At 66.6% G+C, this 20,600-nt stretch carries 14 protein-coding genes; 8 read left to right on the top strand and 6 right to left on the bottom strand.

From position 1 onward, the window contains the following. Positions 1-62: 62 nt before the first annotated feature. Positions 63-3,533 (bottom strand): DNA polymerase III subunit alpha, encoded by a 3,471-nt coding sequence (gene dnaE / locus KO490_RS07600; RefSeq protein ID WP_216018808.1) that lies wholly within the window; start codon positions 3,531-3,533, stop codon positions 63-65. Between the two features lie 105 nt (positions 3,534-3,638). On the opposite strand from dnaE, the gene KO490_RS07595 reads away from it, so the two are divergent. The 5 genes from KO490_RS07595 (at position 3,639) to KO490_RS07575 (ending at position 9,447) form a co-directional block, all read left to right on the top strand. Next, a complete protein-coding gene (locus tag KO490_RS07595) occupies positions 3,639-5,159 on the top strand; it encodes an ABC transporter ATP-binding protein (RefSeq protein WP_252727065.1) in 1,521 nt (506 codons plus the stop codon). Further along, positions 5,156-6,232: an ABC transporter permease gene (locus KO490_RS07590; RefSeq protein ID WP_216018807.1), complete on the top strand. Its 1,077-nt coding sequence runs from the start codon at positions 5,156-5,158 to the stop codon at positions 6,230-6,232. The genes KO490_RS07595 and KO490_RS07590 overlap by 4 nt, the downstream gene beginning before the upstream one ends. Next, the gene (locus KO490_RS07585) at positions 6,229-7,116 is read left to right on the top strand and encodes an ABC transporter permease (RefSeq protein ID WP_216018806.1); all 888 of its coding nucleotides are present in this window, start codon (positions 6,229-6,231) and stop codon (positions 7,114-7,116) included. The genes KO490_RS07590 and KO490_RS07585 overlap by 4 nt, the downstream gene beginning before the upstream one ends. A 29-nt stretch (positions 7,117-7,145) precedes the next feature. Continuing rightward, positions 7,146-8,222: a BMP family ABC transporter substrate-binding protein gene (locus tag KO490_RS07580; RefSeq protein ID WP_216018805.1), complete on the top strand. Its 1,077-nt coding sequence runs from the start codon at positions 7,146-7,148 to the stop codon at positions 8,220-8,222. Positions 8,223-8,340: 118 nt separating this feature from the next. After that, positions 8,341-9,447 (top strand): glycosyltransferase, encoded by a 1,107-nt coding sequence (locus tag KO490_RS07575; RefSeq protein WP_216018804.1) that lies wholly within the window; start codon positions 8,341-8,343, stop codon positions 9,445-9,447. A gap of 55 nt (positions 9,448-9,502) precedes the next feature. Here KO490_RS07575 and KO490_RS07570 read toward each other — a convergent pair whose 3' ends face one another. Next, on the bottom strand, positions 9,503-10,669 hold the full coding sequence (locus KO490_RS07570; RefSeq protein ID WP_216018803.1) for a M20 aminoacylase family protein: 1,167 nt from the start codon (positions 10,667-10,669) through the stop codon (positions 9,503-9,505). A 110-nt stretch (positions 10,670-10,779) separates the two neighbouring features. After that, the gene (locus tag KO490_RS07565) at positions 10,780-12,612 is read right to left on the bottom strand and encodes an ABC transporter ATP-binding protein (RefSeq protein ID WP_216018875.1); all 1,833 of its coding nucleotides are present in this window, start codon (positions 12,610-12,612) and stop codon (positions 10,780-10,782) included. 262 nt (positions 12,613-12,874) lie between these two features. On the opposite strand from KO490_RS07565, the gene KO490_RS07560 reads away from it, so the two are divergent. The 3 genes from KO490_RS07560 to KO490_RS07550 all read left to right on the top strand — a co-directional run bounded on the left by KO490_RS07560 (position 12,875) and on the right by KO490_RS07550 (position 16,701). Continuing rightward, a complete protein-coding gene (locus tag KO490_RS07560; protein WP_216018802.1) occupies positions 12,875-14,578 on the top strand; it encodes a peptide ABC transporter substrate-binding protein in 1,704 nt (567 codons plus the stop codon). 118 nt (positions 14,579-14,696) lie between these two features. Next, a complete protein-coding gene (locus tag KO490_RS07555) occupies positions 14,697-15,704 on the top strand; it encodes an ABC transporter permease (protein ID WP_216018801.1) in 1,008 nt (335 codons plus the stop codon). After that, positions 15,697-16,701, top strand: a complete 1,005-nt coding sequence (locus KO490_RS07550) for an ABC transporter permease (protein ID WP_216018800.1) — start codon at positions 15,697-15,699, stop codon at positions 16,699-16,701. Before KO490_RS07555 ends, KO490_RS07550 begins: the two co-directional genes overlap by 8 nt. 36 nt (positions 16,702-16,737) lie before the next feature. Here the strand turns inward: KO490_RS07550 and KO490_RS07545 are convergent, their stop codons facing one another. Genes KO490_RS07545 through KO490_RS07535 form a run of 3 tightly spaced genes read right to left on the bottom strand, consistent with a single transcriptional unit; the run spans position 16,738 to position 20,595 of the window. Beyond that, positions 16,738-19,080 (bottom strand): aldehyde dehydrogenase family protein, encoded by a 2,343-nt coding sequence (locus KO490_RS07545; RefSeq protein ID WP_216018799.1) that lies wholly within the window; start codon positions 19,078-19,080, stop codon positions 16,738-16,740. 7 nt (positions 19,081-19,087) lie between these two features. Then, entirely contained in the window at positions 19,088-20,029 is a 942-nt protein-coding gene (gene deoC, locus KO490_RS07540) for a deoxyribose-phosphate aldolase (RefSeq protein WP_216018798.1), read from the bottom strand. Further along, complete coding sequence (locus KO490_RS07535; protein ID WP_216018797.1) at positions 20,026-20,595, bottom strand: DUF1523 family protein; 570 nt, start codon at positions 20,593-20,595, stop codon at positions 20,026-20,028. The genes deoC and KO490_RS07535 overlap by 4 nt, the downstream gene beginning before the upstream one ends. Positions 20,596-20,600: the final 5 nt, after the last annotated feature.

The following is a 20,600-nucleotide window of genomic DNA, read 5'->3' as shown; positions in this document are numbered from 1 at the left end:
CCCCCTTTTTTCCGATGGCTAGCACGAAGCGGGAACATCTGGCCAGAAGAAACGGACCCGTGCTATTCCTCGATCACATCCAGAACGCCCGGAACCGCCCGCAGCGCCTGACGGGCGGGCGTGGTCAGGGGCGCGTCGTTCGCGACCTCAATCTCGATCATCTCGTCCCCCTCGCGGATGCGCAGGCGCACCGGGCCTCGGGCACGGGACGGGGCCACCAGCTCGGTCTGGATGCGGCCCAGGGTCTCGGCCAGACGGCCCACCGTATCCACGCCCTGGATTTCCACGGCCAGGGATCCAGCACCCGCATCCGCCACGAAATCCTCGAGGCCGGCGACGCTGTTGGCCAGCATCTTCACCTGTTCCCCCGAGGGTTCGACCTTGACCTGCATGACCACGTTCAGCCCCGGTTCCAGCCTGTCGCGCGATGCGTTCAGCAGGTCCGAGAACAGCGTGACCTCGTAGAGCCCCGTCGGATCGGACAGGCTGACGAAGGCGTATTGCGTGCCCTTGGCCGATTTGCGCTCCATCCGTGCGGCGACCGTGCCCGCGATGAAGGCAACCATCGGCCCGCCCGCCGCCTCGGCGGAAATCTCGGCCAGGGTCTGGACCTTCTTGCGGCGCAGCGCGGTCTGGTAATCGTCCAGCGGATGCCCCGACAGGTAGAAGCCGACGGCCTTGTGCTCCTCGCCCAGCTTCTCGGTCGGCAGCCAGACCTGCGCGATGGCCGGGCGCGGCGGCGGCAGATCCTCGCCGCCCCCGAACAGCGAGGACTGGTTCGAGGCCGCCTGTTCCTGCACGGCGGCCGACCATGCGACCAGCCCGTCCAGCGATTTCAGCACCCTTGCGCGGTTGTCGTCCAGCAGGTCGAACGCGCCTGCGCGCGCCAGCATCTCCAGCGGGCGCTTGCCCACGCGCTTCATGTCCACGCGGCGGGCGAAATCGGTGATGTCGCGGAAGGGCCGGTCGCCCCGCGCCTCGTGGATCAGGCGCATCGCCTCGATCCCCACGCCCTTGAGCGCCCCGAGCGCATAGTAGATGCGGTTCTTGCCCACGGTGAAGGTCGGGGCCGAGCGGTTGACGCAGGGCGGCACGATCTCGATCCCCATGCGGTCGCATTCGCGCTTGTAGATCGCCAGCTTGTCGGTCAGGTGGATGTCGCAGTTCATCACCGCGGCCATGAATTCGACCGGGTGGTTCGCCTTCAGCCATGCCGTCTGATAGCTGACGACCGCATAGGCCGCGGCATGCGACTTGTTGAAGCCGTAATTCGCGAATTTCTCCAGCAGGTCGAAGACCTCGCCCGCCTTCTTCTCGGGGACGCCATTCTCGACGCTGCCCTTGATGAATTTCGGGCGTTCCTTGGCCATCTCGGCGGCGATCTTCTTGCCCATGGCGCGGCGCAGAAGGTCGGCACCGCCAAGGCTGTATCCCGCCATGACCTGTGCGATCTGCATCACCTGTTCCTGATAGACGATGATGCCCTGTGTCTCGGCTAGGATGTGGTCGATGCTGGGATGGATGGATTCCAGTTCCCGTGCGCCGTTCTTGACGTCGCAATAGACGGGGATGTTCTCCATCGGGCCGGGGCGGTACAGCGCGACAAGCGCCACGATATCCTCGATGCAGGTCGGGCGCATGCGGCGCAGCGCGTCCATCATGCCGCTGGATTCCACTTGGAACACCGCGACGGTGCGGGCGCTGGCAAACAGGTCGTAGCTGGCCTTGTCGTCCAGCGGAATGGTGTTGATCTGGTTCTCGGTTCCCGCGGGGGGTCGGTACAGTTCGCGCCCCTCGGCATCGACATGCAGGGGGCGGCCCGCACCGTTGATCAGATCGACCGCGTTCTGGATGACCGTCAGCGTCTTGAGGCCCAGGAAGTCGAACTTGACCAGCCCGGCCTGTTCGACCCATTTCATGTTGAACTGGGTCGCGGGCATGTCGGATGCAGGATCGCGGTACAGCGGGACCAGCTGATCCAGCGGCCTGTCCCCGATCACCACGCCCGCCGCATGGGTGGACGCGTTGCGGTACAGCCCCTCAAGCTGTTCGGCATAATCCAGCAGACGGCCCACCACCTCTTCGCGCGCGGCCTCGCGCAGGCGCGGTTCCTCGGCGCGGGCTTTGGTGATGCTGACGGGCTTCACGCCCTCGACCGGGATCATCTTGGACAGGCGATCCACCTGGCCGAAGGGCAGCTGCAGCACGCGGCCCACGTCGCGCACGGCGGCCTTGGACAGAAGCGCGCCGAAGGTGATGATCTGGCCGACCTTCTCCTTGCCGTATTTCTCCTGCACGTAACGGATCACCTCTTCGCGGCGGTCCATGCAGAAGTCGATGTCGAAGTCGGGCATGCTGACCCGTTCGGGGTTCAGGAAGCGTTCGAACAGCAGGGAATATCGCAGCGGATCGAGGTCGGTGATCGTCAGCGCATAGGCCACGAGGCTGCCTGCCCCCGACCCCCGCCCCGGCCCGACCGGGATGTCGTGTTCCTTGGCCCAGCCGATGAAATCCGCGACGATCAGGAAATAGCCGGGGAAGCCCATCTGCTCGATGATGTTCAGTTCGAAATCCAGCCGCTGCTGGTATTCCTCGGGGGTGACGGCATGGGGGATGACCTTCAGCCGGGCCTGCAGCCCCTCGTTCGCCTGGCGGCGCAGTTCGGCCACCTCGTCATCGGCGAATTTCGGCAGGATGGGCGCGTGCTTGCTGACCGCGAAGGCGCAGCGGCGGGCGATCTCGACCGTGTTCTCCAGCGCCTCGGGCAGGTCCGCGAACAGGACGCACATCTCTTCGGGGGATTTGAAGTAATGCTGCGGCGTCAGGCGTCGGCGGGGCTGCGACTGGTCGACATAGGCCTTCTCGGCGATGCAGATCAGCGCGTCATGCGCCTCGTACATGGCGGGCTTCGGAAAATAGACGTCGTTCGTGGCGACCAGCGGCAGATCGCGGGCATAGGCAAGCTCGATCAGACCGGCCTCGCTGGCGGATTCCGCGGGCATCAGGGTTCCGTTCTCGCCCGGGTGGCGCTGCAATTCGACATAGAGCCTGTCGCCGAAGGCATCGCCCAACCGTGCGGCAAGCGCCGCGGCCTTGTCGCCCTGCCCCTGCGCGATCAACTGCCCGAGCGGCCCGAACGCCCCGCCCGTCAGGCAGATCAGCCCCTCGGCCCGTTCGCACAGCTCGTCCAGGGTCACATGCGGCAGCGCGCCCCCCTCGCGCAGATAGATGCAGGAGGACAGCGCCATCAGGTTCATCCAGCCCGCGCGGTTCTGCGCCAGAAGAACCATGGGACCTGTCGCGTCGGCCTGCACCGTCACCTGGCAGCCGATGATGGGCTGCACGCCCTTGTCCTTGGCCTTCACGCTGAATTCCAGCGCGGCGAACATGTTGTTCGTATCCGTCAGGGCAACCGCCGGCATGCCCATTTCAGCGGCAATTGCGGGCATTTTGCCGACCGGAATGGCACCTTCCAGCAAGGAATGCTCGGAATGTGTGCGAAGATGGATGAATCGGGGGGATTTTGCGGCCATGATTGCAACAGTATCGCAGCCTGACCAAACAGCGCAATTGCCAGCCCCGCGATTTGCGGTCTAAGCAGGCCGGGTTTCGCGCAAGGGACGACAGGGGAACGAAATTTGGACAGCGCCACGGTGTTTCGCGCGGACGGGATCGGCAAGAGCTATCCCGGCGTGCGCGCGAATGACGACGTATCATTCGAGGTCGCCCGCGGCGAGATTCACGCCCTGCTGGGCGAGAACGGCGCAGGCAAGTCCACGCTGGTCAAGATGATCTATGGCCTGGTGCGGCCCGATGACGGGCGCATGACGCTGCTGGACCGCCCGCACGAACCCTCGGACCCGCGTGCGGCCCGTGCGGCGGGCGTGGCGATGGTGTTCCAGCATTTCAGCCTGTTCGACGCGCTGAGTGTGGCCGAGAACATCGCCCTGGGGATGGAGAACCCGCCCCCCCGGCGCGAGCTGGCCGACCGGATCACCAAGGTCAGCCATGAATTCGGCCTGCCGCTGAACCCCGCGCGTCGCGTGGTCACCCTGTCGGCAGGCGAACGCCAGCGGGTCGAGATCATCCGCTGCCTGCTGCAGAACCCGCGCCTGCTGATCATGGACGAACCGACCAGCGTGCTGACCCCGCAAGAGGCCGAGCTGCTGTTCGCCACCCTGCGCAAGCTGGCGGCGCAGGGCACGGCCATCCTCTATATCAGTCACAAGCTGGAAGAGATCCGCGCCCATTGCGACTGCGCCACGATCCTGCGTCACGGGCGCGTGGTGGACAGCTGCAACCCGCGCGATCATTCCGCAAGCCAGCTGGCCGCCATGATGGTCGGAGGAGAGATGCGCCCGATCGACCGTTCGGGCCGCCACGCGGGCGAGACGCTGCTGGACCTGCGCGACCTGTCCCTGCCCGCCCCGACGGCCGAGGGCGTGGCCCTGAAATCCGTGTCCCTGTCCATTCGCGCGGGCGAGATCCTGGGCATCGGCGGCGTCGCCGGCAACGGGCAGGAGGAACTGCTGGCGGCCCTGTCGGGCGAGATGCCGTCCGCCCCCGGCACCCTGACCGTCGAGGGCGCCGACCTGTCGCAGGCCAGCCCTGCCGCCCGACGCCGCGCAGGCCTTCTGGCCGCCCCCGAGGACCGGCTGGGCCACGCCGCCGTGCCCGATTTCAGCCTGACCGAGAACACGCTGCTGACGGCGGGCGACCGCAAGTCGCTGGTGCGTCGCGGGCTGATCGACCATAACGCCGCCCGTGATTTCGCGCAGGCCGTGATCGCCGCCTTCGACGTGCGCACCCCCGGTCCCGGCACCGCCGCCAAGGCGCTGTCGGGCGGCAACCTGCAGAAATTCGTCATCGGCCGCGAGGTCATGCAGGACCCGCGCGTCCTGGTCGTGAACCAGCCCACATGGGGCGTCGATGCCGGGGCCGCCGCGGCCGTACGCCAATCGCTTCTGGACCTTGCGCGATCGGGCGCGGGCGTCATCGTCATCAGCCAGGACCTGGACGAGATCCTGGAACTGTCCGACCGGTTCTGCGCCCTGAACGAGGGGCGGCTGTCCGATCCGGTCCCGACCGAGGGGCTGACCCTCGAACGGATCGGCCTGATGCTGGGCGGCGCCCACGGGATGGAGGAAGCCCGCATATGATCCAGTTCGTTCCGCGCACCGACGCATCCGGGCCCTGGCAGATCGCAACGCCGATCCTTGCCGTGCTGGCCACGATGCTGACCGGCGGCCTGCTGTTCGCGCTCTTGGGCCACGACCCGGTCGCCGCGATCCGCACGATCTTCTGGGATCCGCTGTTCGGGATGGCCGCGTCCTATTCCCGGCCGCAATTGCTGGTGAAGGCCGCGCCGCTGATCCTGATCGCATCGGGACTGGCCGTGGGCTTCCGCGCCGGCGTCTGGAACATCGGCGCCGAGGGGCAGTACATCATCGGCGGTCTTTGCGGCGCGGGCGTGGCGCTCGCGCTCTATCCGCTGGATGCGTTCTGGATCTTTCCGGCGATGGTCGTGGCGGGGCTGGCGGGCGGCTGGGCCTGGGGCATGATCCCCGCCCTGCTGCGCAACTGGTTCGGCGCGTCCGAGATCCTCGTGTCGCTGATGCTGGTCTATGTCGCCCAGCGCGTCGCCGCGTGGATGGCCTTCGGCCCGATGAAGAACCCCGAGGGCTTCGGCTTTCCCGGCTCTCGCAACCTGCAGCAATATCCCTCGGCCTCGAACCCGGAACTGTTCGCGAATACCGGCGCGCATTGGGGCGTCTTCGCGGCACTTGCCGCCGTCATCGCGACCTGGGTGCTGATGAGCCGCCACATCCGCGGTTTTCATATCCGCGCGGCGGGCACCGCGCCCCGTGCGGCGCGTTTCGCGGGCGTGCGTCCGCAGGTGCTGGTGGCCTTCTGCCTGGGGTTGTCGGGCGCGCTGGCCGGTGCCGCGGGCCTGTTCGAGGTGGCGGGCCCCGCGGGCCAGGTCACCGACAAGCTGGGCACGGGCTACGGCTTCACCGCGATCATCGTGGCCTTCCTCGGGCGGTTGCATCCGGTCGGCATCCTGCTGGCGGGGCTTCTGCTGGCGCTGACCTATATCGGGGGCGAACTGGCGCAGCTGACCATGCAGCTGCCCGCCGCATCCGTGCAGGTCTTCCAGGGGATGCTGCTGTTCTTCCTGCTGGGCTTCGACATCCTGACCCGGTTCCGCATCGTCCGGAGGGTACGCGCATGATCGATCCGCTTTCGGTGTTCCTGCTGCTTCTGTCGGCATCGACCCCGATCCTGTTCGCCGCATTGGGCGAACTGGTCGTCGAACGCGCCGGCGTCCTGAACCTGGGCGTCGAGGGGATGATGATCACCGGCGCGCTATCGGGCTTTGCCGTGGCCCATGCGACCGGCAACCCCTTCGCGGGCTTTCTGGGCGCGGCCGTCGCGGGGGCCGCGATATCGCTTCTGTTCGCTGCGCTGACACAGGCGTTCCTGGCGAACCAGGTCGCATCGGGCCTGTCCCTGACGCTGTTCGGGCTGGGCATGGCGGCGATGTTCGGCAAGCCGCTGGAGGGGGTGAAGGCGCCCCCCATGCCCGCCGGTCCCTTCGGCATCAACTGGATCGTCTGGCTGGGCCTTCTGGCCGTTCCCGCGATCTGGTGGTTCCTGACACGGTCGCGCCCGGGCCTCGTGCTGCGCGGCGTCGGCGAAAATCACGATGCGGCCCACGCGCTGGGATACGACGTGCGCCTGACGCGGCTTGCGGCCATCGCATTCGGCGGTGCCATGGCCGGGATCGGCGGGGCGTTCATCTCGATCGCGACGGTGCTGCAATGGACCGAAGGCATGACCGCGGGGGCGGGCTGGATCGCGCTGGCGATCGTCGTCTTCTCCAACTGGACGGCGGTCGGCGTCCTGGCCGGGGCGTGGCTCTTTGGCGGGGTCACGGTACTGCAGCTGCGCCTGCAGGCGGCGGGGGTGAACGTGCCCGTGCAGCTTTTGTCGATGGCGCCCTATCTTGCCACGATCATCGTCCTCGTGCTGATCTCGGGTCGGCAGAAATACAGTCGCCGTGCGGGGGCCGCCGCGCCCGGATCGCTCGGCCGGAACTTCCACGCGCTGCGCTGAACGCAGCCGTCCATCAGGAGAGGGTAGACATGAACCGCAGAACACTTCTTGCCGGCGCGGCCGCGCTGTCGGCATTGATCGCCGCCCCGGCAATGGCCCAGGACGAGCCGCTGAAGGTCGGCTTCATCTATGTCGGCCCCGTGGGCGACGGCGGCTGGACCTATCAGCACGACCTGGGCCGCCAGGCGGTCGAGGCCGAATACGGCGACCGCGTGGAAACCACCTTCATCGAGAGCGTGCCGGAAGGCGCCGATGCCGAACGCGCCCTGACCCAACTGGCGCTGGCGGGCAACAAGCTGATCTTCGCGACCAGCTTCGGCTTCATGGATCCGACCATCAACGTCGCCTCGAAGTTCCCCGACGTGAAGTTCGAACACGCCACGGGCTACAAGCGTGCCGACAACGTCGCGACCTATGACGCGCGCTTCTACGAAGGCCGTGCGGTCATCGGCACCATCGCGGGCCGGATGACGGAATCGAACAAGATCGGCTATATCGGGTCCTTCCCCATCCCCGAGGTGATCCAGGGCATCAATTCCAGCTTCATCCACGCCCGCAAGGTGAACCCGGATGTCGAGATGAAGGTCGTCTGGGCCTATAGCTGGTTCGATCCGGCGAAAGAGGCCGACGCCGCATCCGCCCTGCTGGCCGAGGGCGTGGACGTGATCCTGCAGCATACAGATTCCACCGCGCCGCTTGCCAAGGCGCAGGAAGCCGGCGCCATCGGCTTCGGTCAGGCCAGCGACATGGCGGCCTTCGCCCCCAGCCCCCGCGTGGCATCCATCATCGACAACTGGGCGCCCTACTATGTCGAGCGTGTGGGCGAAGTGCTTGACGGCACCTGGGAAAGCAAGGCCACCTGGGCCGGCATCGGCGACGGAGAGGTCGTGATCGGCGACATCACCGAGGCCGTCCCCGCCGAGGTCAAGGCCGAGGCCGAGGCCCTGCGCGACAGCATCGGTTCGGGCGAATACCATCCCTTTACCGGCCCGCTGAACAAGGCCGACGGCAGCGTCTGGCTGGCCGAGGGCGAAACCGCCTCGGACGAGGATCTGCAGTCGATGAACTTCTATGTCGAAGGCATCACTGCCCAGATCCCGCAGTAAGACCCGTGCGCCCCGTCACGGCGGGGCGCGCAGCCTTCGGCTTGGCGCTTGCCACGGGACCTGCAGCATGTGAAGGATGACGAAACCGTGACCGGTATCTCATTCCCAGCAGGACCACATGCATCTGCCAGCCCCCGGACCGCTTTTCAGGCGGGTCTATCGCAAGGCCCCGAGCCCCTGGACATACGCCATCGAGGCGATCGGCCGGAAACGCGACCGCGCGCCTGCCAAACTGGACGTCATGACCTCGGTCGGGGGCAAGGACGCGGATATCCTGCAGGTGATGATCCGATCGCTGTCCGACAGCCATCCGAAGGACCGGATCGACTTCTGGCTGTTCCACATGCATCTGGGTCCCGAACAGCTGGCAGGCCTCACCCGCTTCTGCGAGGGGTTGGACAATCTGGACCTGCATATCGTCCATGTCACGCAGCACAAGGAATTCGCGGAACTGAGCAAGCTGGGGCGCAAGCCCTTCGGTGCCCGCTTCCTGTGGTATCTTGCGCATGAATACCTGCCGGGCGATCTGGATCGGGTGATCTATCTCGATCCGCTGGACGTGATCGTGATGGACGACCTGCTGCCCTTCCTGAACCAGCCGCTGATGGGCCGCATGGTCGCGGCCTGCCGCGAGTTGCCCTTCCTGCCACCGATCCTTGCCCGCCCCGCGACCGAGGCCGACCTGGAACCCAGGGCGATGGCGCGCACCCGCCGGGTCATGCACGGCGTCATCAACAGCGGCGGCATGGTCCTGAACCTGGCGCGGATGCGCAAGGAGGATCGCGGCCTGGCCCCCTATCTTGGGATGGGCCGCCTGATCGCCGAGAAGACCGAGCTGCCCTTCGGCGATCAGGGCCTGTTCTCGATGACCCATGGCAGCGATTACGTCCGCGCGCATGACCGCTACAACCTGCGTTTCCACATGGCCCCGCAGGGTCGGATCCGGCCTGCCATGGCGCATTTCGCAGGGCGCATCGCCAAACCCTTCCACCTGCGCTTCGACCCCGGGCAGGAGGACCTGATCCTGTCGCTGCTGCAGCGTACCGGCAGGCAGGCGCTGCCGCTGAATGCGACGCAGAACATCAAGGCGCAGGATCTGCCCTATTACCGGCTATGGTGGGACATCTGCGCCCGGACGCCGGTCCATGACCGCATCGCGCCCCTGGCCGATCGCTTCGCGGCCAAGGTCACGGCCGAGGATCAGCCGATGCATTCGGTCGTCTGAGCCCCGCCCTGAAAGGAAGGGATCGGGGCGCGCGGAGTGCGCGCCCCGGTCGCCCTCAGGCGGCGGGCATCCGCGCCTCGACCATGCCGGCATACCAGCTGGACCCCGCCGGGATCGCCTCGTCGTTGAAGTTGTAGGCCGGGTGATGGACCATGGCGGTATCGCCGTTGCCGACCCAGATATAGGCGCCCGGACGTTCGTTCAGCATGTAGCTGAAATCCTCGCCGCCCATCATCGGCTCCATCGCGGTATTCACCTCGCCCGAGATGCCCGCTGCCACGTCGATGGCCCATTCCGTGGCCCGATCGTCGTTCATCGTCACCGGGTATCCGCGTTCGTAATCGACCTGCGCCGTGGCCCCCATCGCGGCGGCGATGTTCGTGGCGACGCGGGTGATGCCTTCCTGCAGCTGGTCGCGGACCTGCGCGTCCAGGCTGCGCGCCGTGCCCTTCAGCTTCACCACCTGGGGGATCACGTTATGCGCGGTCGAATCGGTCGACACCACGCAGACCGAGATCACCGCGTTCTTCAGCGGATCGATGTTGCGCGACACGACCGACTGCACGGCCACGATGATCTGCGCGGCGGTCAGCGTGGTGTCGATGCATTCATGGGGCTTGGCCGCATGGCCGCCCTTGCCGGTCACGGTGATCTCGAACTGGTCGGCGGCGGCCATCATCGGTCCGGGCTTGATCGCGAAATGACCAACCGGCATGCCGGGCATGTTGTGCATCCCATAGAACTCGTCGATCTTCCAGCGATCGACCAGACCGTCCTCGACCATGGCCAGACCGCCTGCCCCGCCTTCCTCGGCGGGCTGGAAGATCACCACGGCGGTGCCGTCGAAATTGCGCGTCTCGGCCAGGTATTTCGCGGCCCCCAGCAGCATGGCGGTATGGCCGTCATGACCGCAGGCATGCATCGTGCCCGGTGTCTTGCTGGCATATTCGACGCCGGTCTGCTCCTCGATCGGCAGCGCGTCCATGTCGGCGCGCAGCCCCACGACGCGGCCCTTCGTGTCGGTGCGGCCCTTGATCACGCCGACCACGCCGGTCCGGCCCACGCCCTCGACCACCTCGTCGCATCCGAATTCGCGCAGCAGCTCCGACACCTTGCCCGCGGTGCGATGCACCTCGTAGAGCAGTTCGGGGTTCTCGTGGAAATCGCGGCGCCAGGCGGTGATCTCGGGCAACAGTTCGGCAAATCGGTTCTTGATGGGCATGTCGTTCTCCTTCGCGCAAAGACTGGCGCGTTCATGCAGATACTGCAAGCCTCGCGTCGCAGGTCTTTCGCGGATTGCATAGGCTGCCCGAAAACCGGACAGCCAACCTGTCAGCCATGGGTGACCGGATCGACCAGCACGCGGTGCCCCGGCGCGACCTCGCGATAGGTCGAGGGCACGGGCCGGTAATCGACCGGGTGGATCGGCGACGGGATCGGGCTGAAGTTCAGATCCTCGGAGATCTTCTTCTGCCGCGGATCGGCCACCGGCACCGCCGACATCAGCTGACGGGTATAGCTGTGCTGCGGGTTCTCGAAGACCTGCGCGCGGGTGCCCAGTTCGACGATGCGGCCCAGATACATGACGCCCACATGATGGCTGACGCGTTCGACGACGGCCATGTCATGGCTGATGAACAGCATCGAGATGCCCAGATCCTGCTGCAGTTCCATCAGCAGGTTCAGCACCTGCGCCTGCACCGACACGTCCAGCGCCGACACGGCCTCGTCGGCGACGATCAGGCGCGGGTTCAGCGCAAGGGCGCGCGCGATGGCGATGCGCTGGCGCTGGCCGCCCGACATCTCGTGGGGGAAGCGGCGCATGAAGCTGCGGGGCAGTTCGACCCGGTCGAACAGGGTCGCGATGCGGTCCTCGCGTTCGGAACGGCTGCCGATGCCATAGTTCTGCATCGGCTCGGCCACCTGGTCATACAGGTTCATATGCGGGTCGAGGCTGGCAAAGGGATCCTGGAAGATCATCTGCATGTCGCGCCGCGCCTTGCGCAGGGCCGATTGCGACAGCGCCAGGATGTCGGTGCCGCCCAGATCGACCGTGCCGCTGTCGGGTTCGACCAGCCGCAGCAGCGAACGTCCGCAGGTGGATTTCCCGCAGCCCGATTCGCCCACCAGCGACAGCGTCTCGCCGCCATTGATCGAGAAGCTGACATCCTCGACCGCGTGGACGCGCGCGACGGTGCGGCGCAGAAGCCCGCCCTTGACCTCGAATCGCGTGGTCAGGTTCCTGACCGTCAGCAGCGGCTTGGGATCGGCCACGATGATCGGTTCGGGGGCGCCGTGGCTGCCGTCGCGCATCAGTCGCAGGCGTTCTGGGGCAGGCTTGCCCGTCATTTCCCCCAACCGCGGCACGGCGGCCAGCAGCATCTTCGTGTAATCCTTCTGGGGCGCCTCGAAGATCTGTTCGACCGGGCCTTCCTCGACCTTGTCGCCGCGATACATGACCACGACGCGATCTGCCATCTGCGCGACCACCGCCATGTCATGAGTGATGAAAAGAACGGCAATCTGCTTCTCGCGCTTGAGCCGGTCGATCAGGGCAAGGATCTCGGCCTGGATGGTGACGTCCAGCGCGGTGGTCGGTTCGTCGCAGATCAGCAGACGGGGTTCGCAGGCCATCGCGATGGCGATGACGACGCGCTGGCGCATCCCGCCCGACAGCTCGTGGGGATACTGGTCCAGACGGCGTTCCGGTTCGGGGATGCGGACCTGGCGCAGGATCTCCAGCGCGCGGGCCCGGGCCTGCGTCTTGGTCATGCCACGATGGGCGATCAGCCCCTCGGTCAGTTGGTCGCCCACGGTGAAGACCGGGTTCAGCGCGGTCATCGGTTCCTGGAAGATCATGCCGATCTGGTTGCCCCGGATGTCGCGCATCACGCCGCTGGACTGCTGGGCCAGATCGATGTCGCGCCCCTTGTCGTCGGTGAACATCAGGCGCCCCCCCGCGATGGTCCCGCCGCCGAATTCGACAAGCCGCATCAGCGACAGCGAACTGACCGACTTGCCCGACCCGGATTCGCCCACCACGCAGACACATTCGCCCGGCTTGATGTCGAAGCTGACATCCTTGACGCCCACGACCACCCCGTCGCTCGTATCGAATTCGACGCGAAGTTTCTCAATGGAAACAAGTGGTTTGTCGTCAAGCATCATGGCCCCCAGATGAAGTTCAAGCCGGAAGGCTAATCCCTGTCCCCGAAAAGTCAAAGCCGAAAGCCCATCGGCCGAAGGCGCGATTAGTCTTGCATTATTTGCGGGCTTCATCCGAAGATGCCGCCATTCCGCAGGGCGACGACACGATGAAAGAAGCACCCGCGACACGAAAAGGGACGGACGCAATAACAACAGCCGACAAATGGCTGGTCGTGCCGTGGCAAGGACCGCGGAGCACAACACCCAACAGGAGAGTGTGATGAAACTGAAGACTGTTCTCATGGGCGCCGCCGCGATGCTTGCGATGGCCCCGGCTGCCATGGCGGAACGTGGCGGCGACGGGCAGCTGGGCCTGATCCTCTGGCAGGCCCCCTCGACGATGAACCCCTACCTGTCGGGTGGCACCAAGGAGGTCATCGCCTCCAGCCTGACGCTCGAACCGCTTGCCGGCTACGACGCGCAGGGCAACATCTATCCCCGTCTCGTGACCGAGATCCCGTCGCTGGACAATGGCGGCATCTCCGAGGACATGACTTCGGTCACCTGGACGCTGCGCGACGACGTCAAGTGGTCGGACGGCACGCCCCTGACCGCCGAGGACGTGGTCTTCACCGGCGAATACTGCATGCATCCCGAAGGCGGCTGCTCGCAGCTGGCCAAGTTCGAAGGCGTGACCGCGATCGAGGCGATCGACCCGCAGACCGTCAAGATCACCTTCGCATCGCCGCGCCCCGATCCCTTCGCGGCCTTCGTCGGTTCGCAATCGCCGATCCTGCAGAAGGCCCAGTTCGAAAGCTGCATCGGGTCGAACGCGCCGACCTGCACCGACCAGAACTTCAACCCGATCGGGACCGGCCCCTTCGCGGTGACCGAGTTCCTGACGAACGACACCATCTCGCTGGAAGCGAACAGCGAATATCGCGACCCCGAGAAGCCCGCCTTCGCGACCGTGCTGGTCAAGGGCGGCGGCGATGCGGCCGGTGCCGCGCGTTCGGTGCTGGAGACGGGCGAGTTCGACTATGCCTGGAACACCCAGCTGGCCCCCGATGTCATCGCCGGCATGGAAGCCGCCGGTCGTGGCAAGGTCGCGGCGGCCTTCGGCAGCCTCGTGGAACGCCTGCATGTCAACCTGACCGACCCGTCCTCGTCCCTGCCCGAGGGCGAGCGTTCGACGCTGGAGCATCCGCATCCCTTCCTGTCGGACCCCGCCGTGCGCAAGGCGCTGTCCATGGCCATCGACCGCGAACTGCTGGTCGAGATCGGCTATGGCCCCGCGGGCAAGCCGACCTGCAACTATGTCCCCGCCCCCGAGGCATGGGCATCCGAGAACACCGAATGCCTGACCCAGGACATCGAAGGCGCGAATGCCCTGCTGGAGGAAGCCGGCTGGGTGATGAACGGCAACGGCGTGCGTGAGAAGGACGGCGTGACGCTCAGCATCACCTACCAGACCTCGGTCAACGCAGTCCGCCAGGACTTCCAGGCGCTGATCAAGCAGTGGTGGTCCGAGATCGGCGTGGAAACCGAGCTGAAGACAATCGACGCGTCGGTCTTCTTCGGTTCGGATGCGGGTTCGCCCGACACGCTGCAGAAGTTCTATGCCGATATCGAGATGTATGCCGACAACTTCGACGGCACGAACCCGGCCCCCTACCTGTCCAAGCATACCTGCAACAAGGCACCCTCGCCCGCGAACCAGTGGCAGGGCGAGAATACCAGCCGCTTCTGCAACGAGGAATACGACCAGATGGTCGCGGACCTCGAAGGCATCGTGGATGCGGACGAACGCGCGGCGATGGGCCGCAAGATGAACGACATGCTGACCAAGGACAACAACGTCATCATCCCCATCGTCTATCGCGGCACCGCCTCGGCCCATTCGAACACGCTCGGCGGGGTCGAGCTGAACGCATGGGACAGCGAGATCTGGAACGTCGCCGACTGGACCCGCATCGAGGAATGACGACCCCTGCCGCCCCGGCCACGCGCCGGGGCGGCGCCCCCTCTCTCTTGGGGACGGCGCGCCCGTGTTCAAGATGGGGGAGGAGTCCCATGCCCGTCCACATCATGACCGAGGCGCCATGCTGAATTTCACCATCCGTCGGCTGCTGCTGGCGATTCCCACCCTTCTGTTCATCTCGCTGGTGATCTTCCTTCTGCTGGAAGCATCGCCGGGCGATCCATTGGGTGACGTCCCCCTGACCGTCCCCCCCGAGGTGCGCGAACGCATGCGCGCGGCCCTGGGCCTGGGCGAGCCATGGCCCGTCCGCTACGTGCTGTGGCTCAAGCAGTTCTTCTGGGTCGAGCCGCTCTACTGGTTCGACCAGGTCTTCGGAACGGCCCATGCCGCCGACATGCAGCGCATCATCAGCTTCCAGTCGCGCAGCCCCGTCTTCGACGTGATCGCGCAGCGCGTGCCCCAGACGCTGACGGTCGTCGGCATGTCCTATGTGGTGGGCATCCTGATCGCGATCCCGATCGGGATCATGTCGGCCTACAAGCAGTATTCCTGGTTCGACCAGATCGGGACGTTCATCTCGATGATCGGGTTTTCCATGCCGACCTTCTTCACGGGGGTCGTGCTGATCATCATCTTCGCGGTCAAGCTGCAGTGGTTCCCCTCGGTCTACGACACCACCCACGAGGTGACGGACTGGAACAGCTTCCTCGTGCAGGCGCGCCAGATGGTGATGCCGGTGACGGTGCTCGCGCTCTACAACGCGGCGCAGATCAGCCGGTTCATGCGGTCCTCGATGCTGGACAATCTGGGCCAGGACTATGTCCGCACGGCCCGCGCCAAGGGGCTGACCGAACGCGTGGTCGTGCTGAAGCACGTGCTGCGCAACAGCCTGATCCCCGTCGTCACCGTCATCGCACTGGGCCTGCCCGCCGTTTTCGGCGGCGCGATCATCACCGAACAGGTCTTCAAGGTGAACGGGCTGGGTCAGCTGCTGATCACCGCGATCCACGGCAGCGACATCCCGATGGTGCTGACGCTGACCTTCATCTTCGCCATCCTGATCGTGGTCTTCACCCTGATCGCCGACATTCTCTACGGGGTTCTGGACCCGAGGATCCGCTATGACTGAGCCGCACCGACCCGCAACGCAACCGACCGACGCGCTGAAGGCCGCTGCCGGAAATGCCGCCACCCCCGAGGGCGCAAGCCCGCCCGTCGTGCCGCCGGTCGCCGAACCCGAGATCGTCCAGACCCGCAGCCAGTGGCGCGACGTCTGGCGGCAGTTCCGCAGCCACCGGGGCGCGATCGTGGCACTGGCCATCTTCGTGTTCATCATCCTCTTCGTGTCGGTCGGGCCGCTGATCTGGCGGATCGATCCGACCTATGTGGATATCCGCGCGCGCAATTCGGGCTTCTCGCTGGCGCATCCGCTGGGGACCGACCAGCTGGGCCGCGACCTGCTGGCACGGCTGATGGCGGGCGGGCAGGTGTCGATCGCGGTGGGGCTGACGGCCATGGCCATCGCGATCTTCCTCGGCAGCCTCATCGGCGTCATGTCGGGATATTTCCGCCGGCTGGACGGCCCGCTGATGCGCCTGACCGAACTGTTCCTGGCGCTGCCGCTGCTGCCCCTGCTGCTGCTGATGGTCACGCTGTTCCGCGAACCGTTGTCCCAGACCTTCGGATCGGCGTTCGGGATCTTCCTGCTGATCGTGTCGGCCATCGGGGCCACCAGCTGGATGCAGTCCGCCCGCATCGTCCGGGGCGAGGTGCTGGGCCTGAAAGAGCGCGAGTTCATCCTGGCCGCGCGGTCCATCGGCACACCCTCGCATCGCATGATCGTCCGGCACATCCTGCCCAACGTGCTGTCGCCCATCATGGTGGCGGCCACCCTGGGCATCGCGACCGCGATCATCACGGAATCCGCGCTCAGCTTCCTTGGGCTGGGCTTCCCGCCCGATTTCCCGACCTGGGGGCGGCTTCTCTATGATGCGGTGGACCAGATGGTGCTCTATCCGCAGCGGGTAATCTTCCCGGGGCTGATGATCTCGCTGACGGTGCTGTGCGTGAACTATATCGGCGACGGGTTGCGCGACGCGATGGACCCGCGCATCCGCGGACGCTGAATGCGAAAGGGGGCCGATCCGGCCCCCTTTCACGTTTTAATAGGCCGCGCTGCCGCTGCCCGCGGGCAAGGCCCCATAGGGCAGCCAGATGGTCTTGGTCCGCACGGCGCGTTGCAGGAAGCCCTGCCCCTGCCCCTGCGCCTGCGCACCGGTCCAGTCGCGCGCGGTCACCGGCCAGACGGGCTTCAGGTTCCCCGCAGCCGCCCGGTCCACCTGACCCAGCAGATCCGTGCCCGCCGCGTGCCAAAAGCCCGCGACCTCTTCATGCGATGCCAGATGCGGGGCCAGATCGGCCACCGGGCCGGTCACGATGTTCACCACGCCCGCCGGCAGGTCCGAGGTGTCGAACACCTGGTACAGGTCCGTCACCGGCAGCGGATCGTCCTGCGAAGGGACGACCACGACCGAATTGCCCATCGCGATGGCCGGCATGACCAGCGACATGAAGCCCGCCAGCGGCTGGGCGTTCGGGCAGGCGATGCCCAAGACGCCCATCGGTTCAGGCAGCACGTTGACCAGGTGCCCCGGCTTGGCCTGCACATTGGCCCCGTCGAACTTGTCGGCCCATGCGGCATAGTGGAAGGCGCGTGCGATGGCGGCCTCGACCTCGGCCTTGCTGGTGCGGGCGGCGAATTCCTGCGCCCGCGCCGAGAGGTTCTCGGCGATGAAATACAGGACCTGCGCGCGGGCATGACCGCCCATCCCCGCCCATTTCCCGGCCTTGGTCGCGGCCTCGACGGCGTTGCGGATGTCCTTGCGGCTGCCCAGCGGCGCAAGCCCTCCCGGCACGGCATAGCTTGCCCCGCCATCGGGCCGCTTCTGCGCGCCGCCGATATACATCTTGGCCGTGCGGTCGATCCCCTGCGGCCTGGCCGCATCCACGGACGTGACGGCGACGGGCGGTTTGGGCGCGACCTCCTTGGCGGATTTCACCACAGGCGCTGACAGATAGTCCAGCATCCCCTGCGCCCCGCCCTCGCGGCCGTAGCCGCTTTCGCGATAGCCGCCAAAGGGGGCCGCCGCGTCGAACATGTTCGCGCCGTTGATCCAGATCACCCCGGCCTTGATGCGGGCGGCGATGTCGGTGGCGACGGTCGCGCTCTCGGACCAGACGGAACCTGCAAGCCCATAGCGGGTGTTGTTGGCCAGCTCGACCGCCTCGTCGGCGGTGCGGAAGGTCGACAGCGTCGCGATGGGGCCGAAGATCTCCTCTTGCATGCCGGGATTCGCGGGGCCGATGGCGCGCAGGTATCCGGGCGCGACGAAGCAGCCCTCCTGCGGCTGGCCGCCGACCAGTTCGGCACCTGCCGCCGTGGCGCGCTGGCAGATGGACAGGATGCGGGCCTTCTGCACCGGATCGACGATCGCGCCGATATCGGTGGACTTGTCCAGCGGCGCACCCACGCGCAGGCGGGCCATGCGGTCGCGCAGCAACCCCTCGAACCGCTCGGCTACCGATTCCGCGACCAAGATGCGCGAACCCGCGCAGCAGACCTGGCCTTGGTTGAACCAGATGCTGTCCACGACGCCATCAACGGCGGCGTCCAGATCGGCATCCTCCATCACCACGAAGGGCGACTTGCCACCCAGTTCCAGCGTCAGCCTGCGACCCGTCCCGGCCAGCGCCGAGGCGATCCCGCGCCCGACCTCGGTCGAGCCGGTGAAGGCGATCTTGTCCGCATCCGCGGCGACCAGCGCGGCACCCGTCGCGCCATCGCCGGTGACGATGTTCACGACGCCCGCGGGCAGGCCGACCTCCTGGCAGATCTCGGCGAAGGCCAGCGCCGTCAGGGGGGTGTATTCGGCAGGCTTCAGCACCACCGTGTTCCCGGCGGCCAGCGCGGGCGCGACCTTCCAGGCCAGCATCAGCAGCGGGAAGTTCCACGGGATGATCTGGCCGCAGACGCCCAGGGGCGCATGGTCGGCAAAGCGTTCGTCGCGCAGTTCGGCCCAACCGGCATGGTGATAGAAATGCCGCGCGACCAGCGGGATGTCCCCGTCGCGCGCCTCGCGGATGGGCTTGCCGTTGTCCAGCGTCTCCAGCACCGACAGGAAGCGTTCGCGCTTCTGCACATGCCGCGCGATGGCATAGAGGAACCGCGCGCGTTCATGCCCGGGCAGGTTGGCCCAGGGGCGCTGCGCCTTGCGGGCGGCCTTGACGGCGGCGGCCACGTCATCGGCGGTCCCTTGCGTCACGCGGGCCAGCAAATCCCCGGTCGAGGGGTCGCGCGTTTCGAAGACATCGCCCGGCGCGGTGAAGCTGCCGCCGATGAAGTGACCGAAGCTGCCCCGCCGTGCCAGCCAGTCGCGCGCGGCGCTGCTGTCCTCGGTCGAGGGTCCGTATTCCATGCTTTCCATGATCTCGCTCACGCGGCTCATATCTTCCTCAGGCGATGGCAAGGCGATGGGCGGCCGAGTAGCGGCCCGTCACGTGGTGACTGATCTGACGCTCGATATCGCCCAGAAGGCTGCTGGCGCCGATGCGGAACAGGTTCGGGGTCAGCCAGTCGCGGCCCAGTTCCTCGTTCATCATCACCTGCCAGCTGATCGCGTCCTTGGCGGTGCGCAGACCGCCCGCGGGCTTGAAGCCCACGATGTGCCCCGTCTGCGCGCGATAGTCGCGGATGGCGCGGACCATGACCAGGCTGACGGGCAGCGTGGCGTTCACGCCCTCCTTGCCGGTCGAGGTCTTGATCCAGTCGGACCCGGCCTGCATGGCGACATGGCTGGCGCGGGCGACGTTCTCCAGCGATTTCAGATCGCCGGTCGCAAGGATCGACTTCATCCGCGCGGACCCGCAGGCCTCGCGCATGGCGCGCAGCTCGTCATAGAGCGCGGCCCAGTCACCCCGCAGGACATGGGCACGGGTGATGACGATGTCGATCTCGTCCGCGCCCTGATCGACGGCATAGCGGATCTCGGCCAGGCGCAGATCCAGGGGCATCAGCCCCGCCGGAAACCCGGTGGCAACGCTGGCCACGGGGATGTCGGTGCCCTGCAGCGCGCGTTTCGCGGCGGCGACCATCGTGGGATAGACACAGACAGCACCCGTGGTCAGCCCCCCGACCCCCATGGCCGACAGCAGTTCGGGCGCGATGGGCTGGCGGGCCTTGGCGCATAACCGGGCCACGCGGTCCTCGGTATCGTCGCCCGCCAGCGTCGTCAGGTCGATGCAGCGCACCGCGTTCAGCAGCCAGGCCGCCTGGTGATCCTTCTTCAGGCTGCGCCGCGCGGGCAGCGTCGCGGCGCGGCGTTCGACCGCGGGCGTGTTGATGCGGATATCGGCAAAGCCGTCCGTCCGCAGGTCGGTTCCCGGATTGCCGGTCATGTCCTTCCCCTTCTGAAGCGTGCAAGCCCCGTCTTGCGGAACTGCACCAGCATGCGCCAGATCAGCAGCAGCAGCGCCAGAAGCGCCCCGCAGATCGCCATGGCGGGCCAGTTCGCAGGCCGCGCATCCGGCCCCGCCACGGTATTGATCGAGATCGCGTTCGGATAGATCGACATGGGCGCCACCCGCCAGCCATAGGCGGTGACATTGACCCAGATCGGGTCGGCACCCGTCGATTGCAGGTTCGTGGCCTCGGCCTGCAGGTTGGCGCTGTCATACTTGAAATAGGGCGGCCAGACCCAGCCCGTATCCTCGTTGCGATAGACGAAGACCTTCCCGTTCGGACGCACCGTGTCCATGAAGCGCACGTCGCGCTGGCCACGGGCGTTTTCCACCGTGCCGGTGCTGTCTGCGGCCCAGAAGATGCTGCTGGAGGCCGGAATGTTCGTCAGTCGGTTATAGGTGTTGCTGATCCGGACCACGTTCTGCGACGGCAGCGCGTAATCGAGGAATGCGAACAGAAGGACACCGAACAGGACGCCGATGGCGACGCGGGCATAATACATGTTTC

The sequence above is a fragment of the Paracoccus sp. C2R09 genome (genome assembly GCF_018860625.1).
Taxonomy (GTDB): domain Bacteria; phylum Pseudomonadota; class Alphaproteobacteria; order Rhodobacterales; family Rhodobacteraceae; genus Paracoccus.
This window is presented reverse-complemented; position numbering and strand designations above follow the sequence as displayed.

Bases quoted from the DNA above. Each gene is read 5' to 3' on its own strand.
- KO490_RS07545 (WP_216018799.1), bottom strand. From the start codon at position 19,080: ATGAGCCGCGTGAGCGAGATCATGGAAAGCATGGAATACGGACCCTCG.
- KO490_RS07570 (WP_216018803.1), bottom strand. From the start codon at position 10,669: ATGCCCATCAAGAACCGATTTGCCGAACTGTTGCCCGAGATCACCGCC.
- KO490_RS07535 (WP_216018797.1), bottom strand. From the start codon at position 20,595: ATGTATTATGCCCGCGTCGCCATCGGCGTCCTGTTCGGTGTCCTTCTG.
- KO490_RS07555 (WP_216018801.1), top strand. From the start codon at position 14,697: ATGCTGAATTTCACCATCCGTCGGCTGCTGCTGGCGATTCCCACCCTT.
- KO490_RS07560 (WP_216018802.1), top strand. From the start codon at position 12,875: ATGAAACTGAAGACTGTTCTCATGGGCGCCGCCGCGATGCTTGCGATG.
- KO490_RS07565 (WP_216018875.1), bottom strand. From the start codon at position 12,612: ATGCTTGACGACAAACCACTTGTTTCCATTGAGAAACTTCGCGTCGAA.
- KO490_RS07580 (WP_216018805.1), top strand. From the start codon at position 7,146: ATGAACCGCAGAACACTTCTTGCCGGCGCGGCCGCGCTGTCGGCATTG.
- KO490_RS07550 (WP_216018800.1), top strand. From the start codon at position 15,697: ATGACTGAGCCGCACCGACCCGCAACGCAACCGACCGACGCGCTGAAG.
- deoC (WP_216018798.1), bottom strand. From the start codon at position 20,029: ATGACCGGCAATCCGGGAACCGACCTGCGGACGGACGGCTTTGCCGAT.
- dnaE (WP_216018808.1), bottom strand. From the start codon at position 3,533: ATGGCCGCAAAATCCCCCCGATTCATCCATCTTCGCACACATTCCGAG.
- KO490_RS07590 (WP_216018807.1), top strand. From the start codon at position 5,156: ATGATCCAGTTCGTTCCGCGCACCGACGCATCCGGGCCCTGGCAGATC.
- KO490_RS07585 (WP_216018806.1), top strand. From the start codon at position 6,229: ATGATCGATCCGCTTTCGGTGTTCCTGCTGCTTCTGTCGGCATCGACC.
- KO490_RS07575 (WP_216018804.1), top strand. From the start codon at position 8,341: ATGCATCTGCCAGCCCCCGGACCGCTTTTCAGGCGGGTCTATCGCAAG.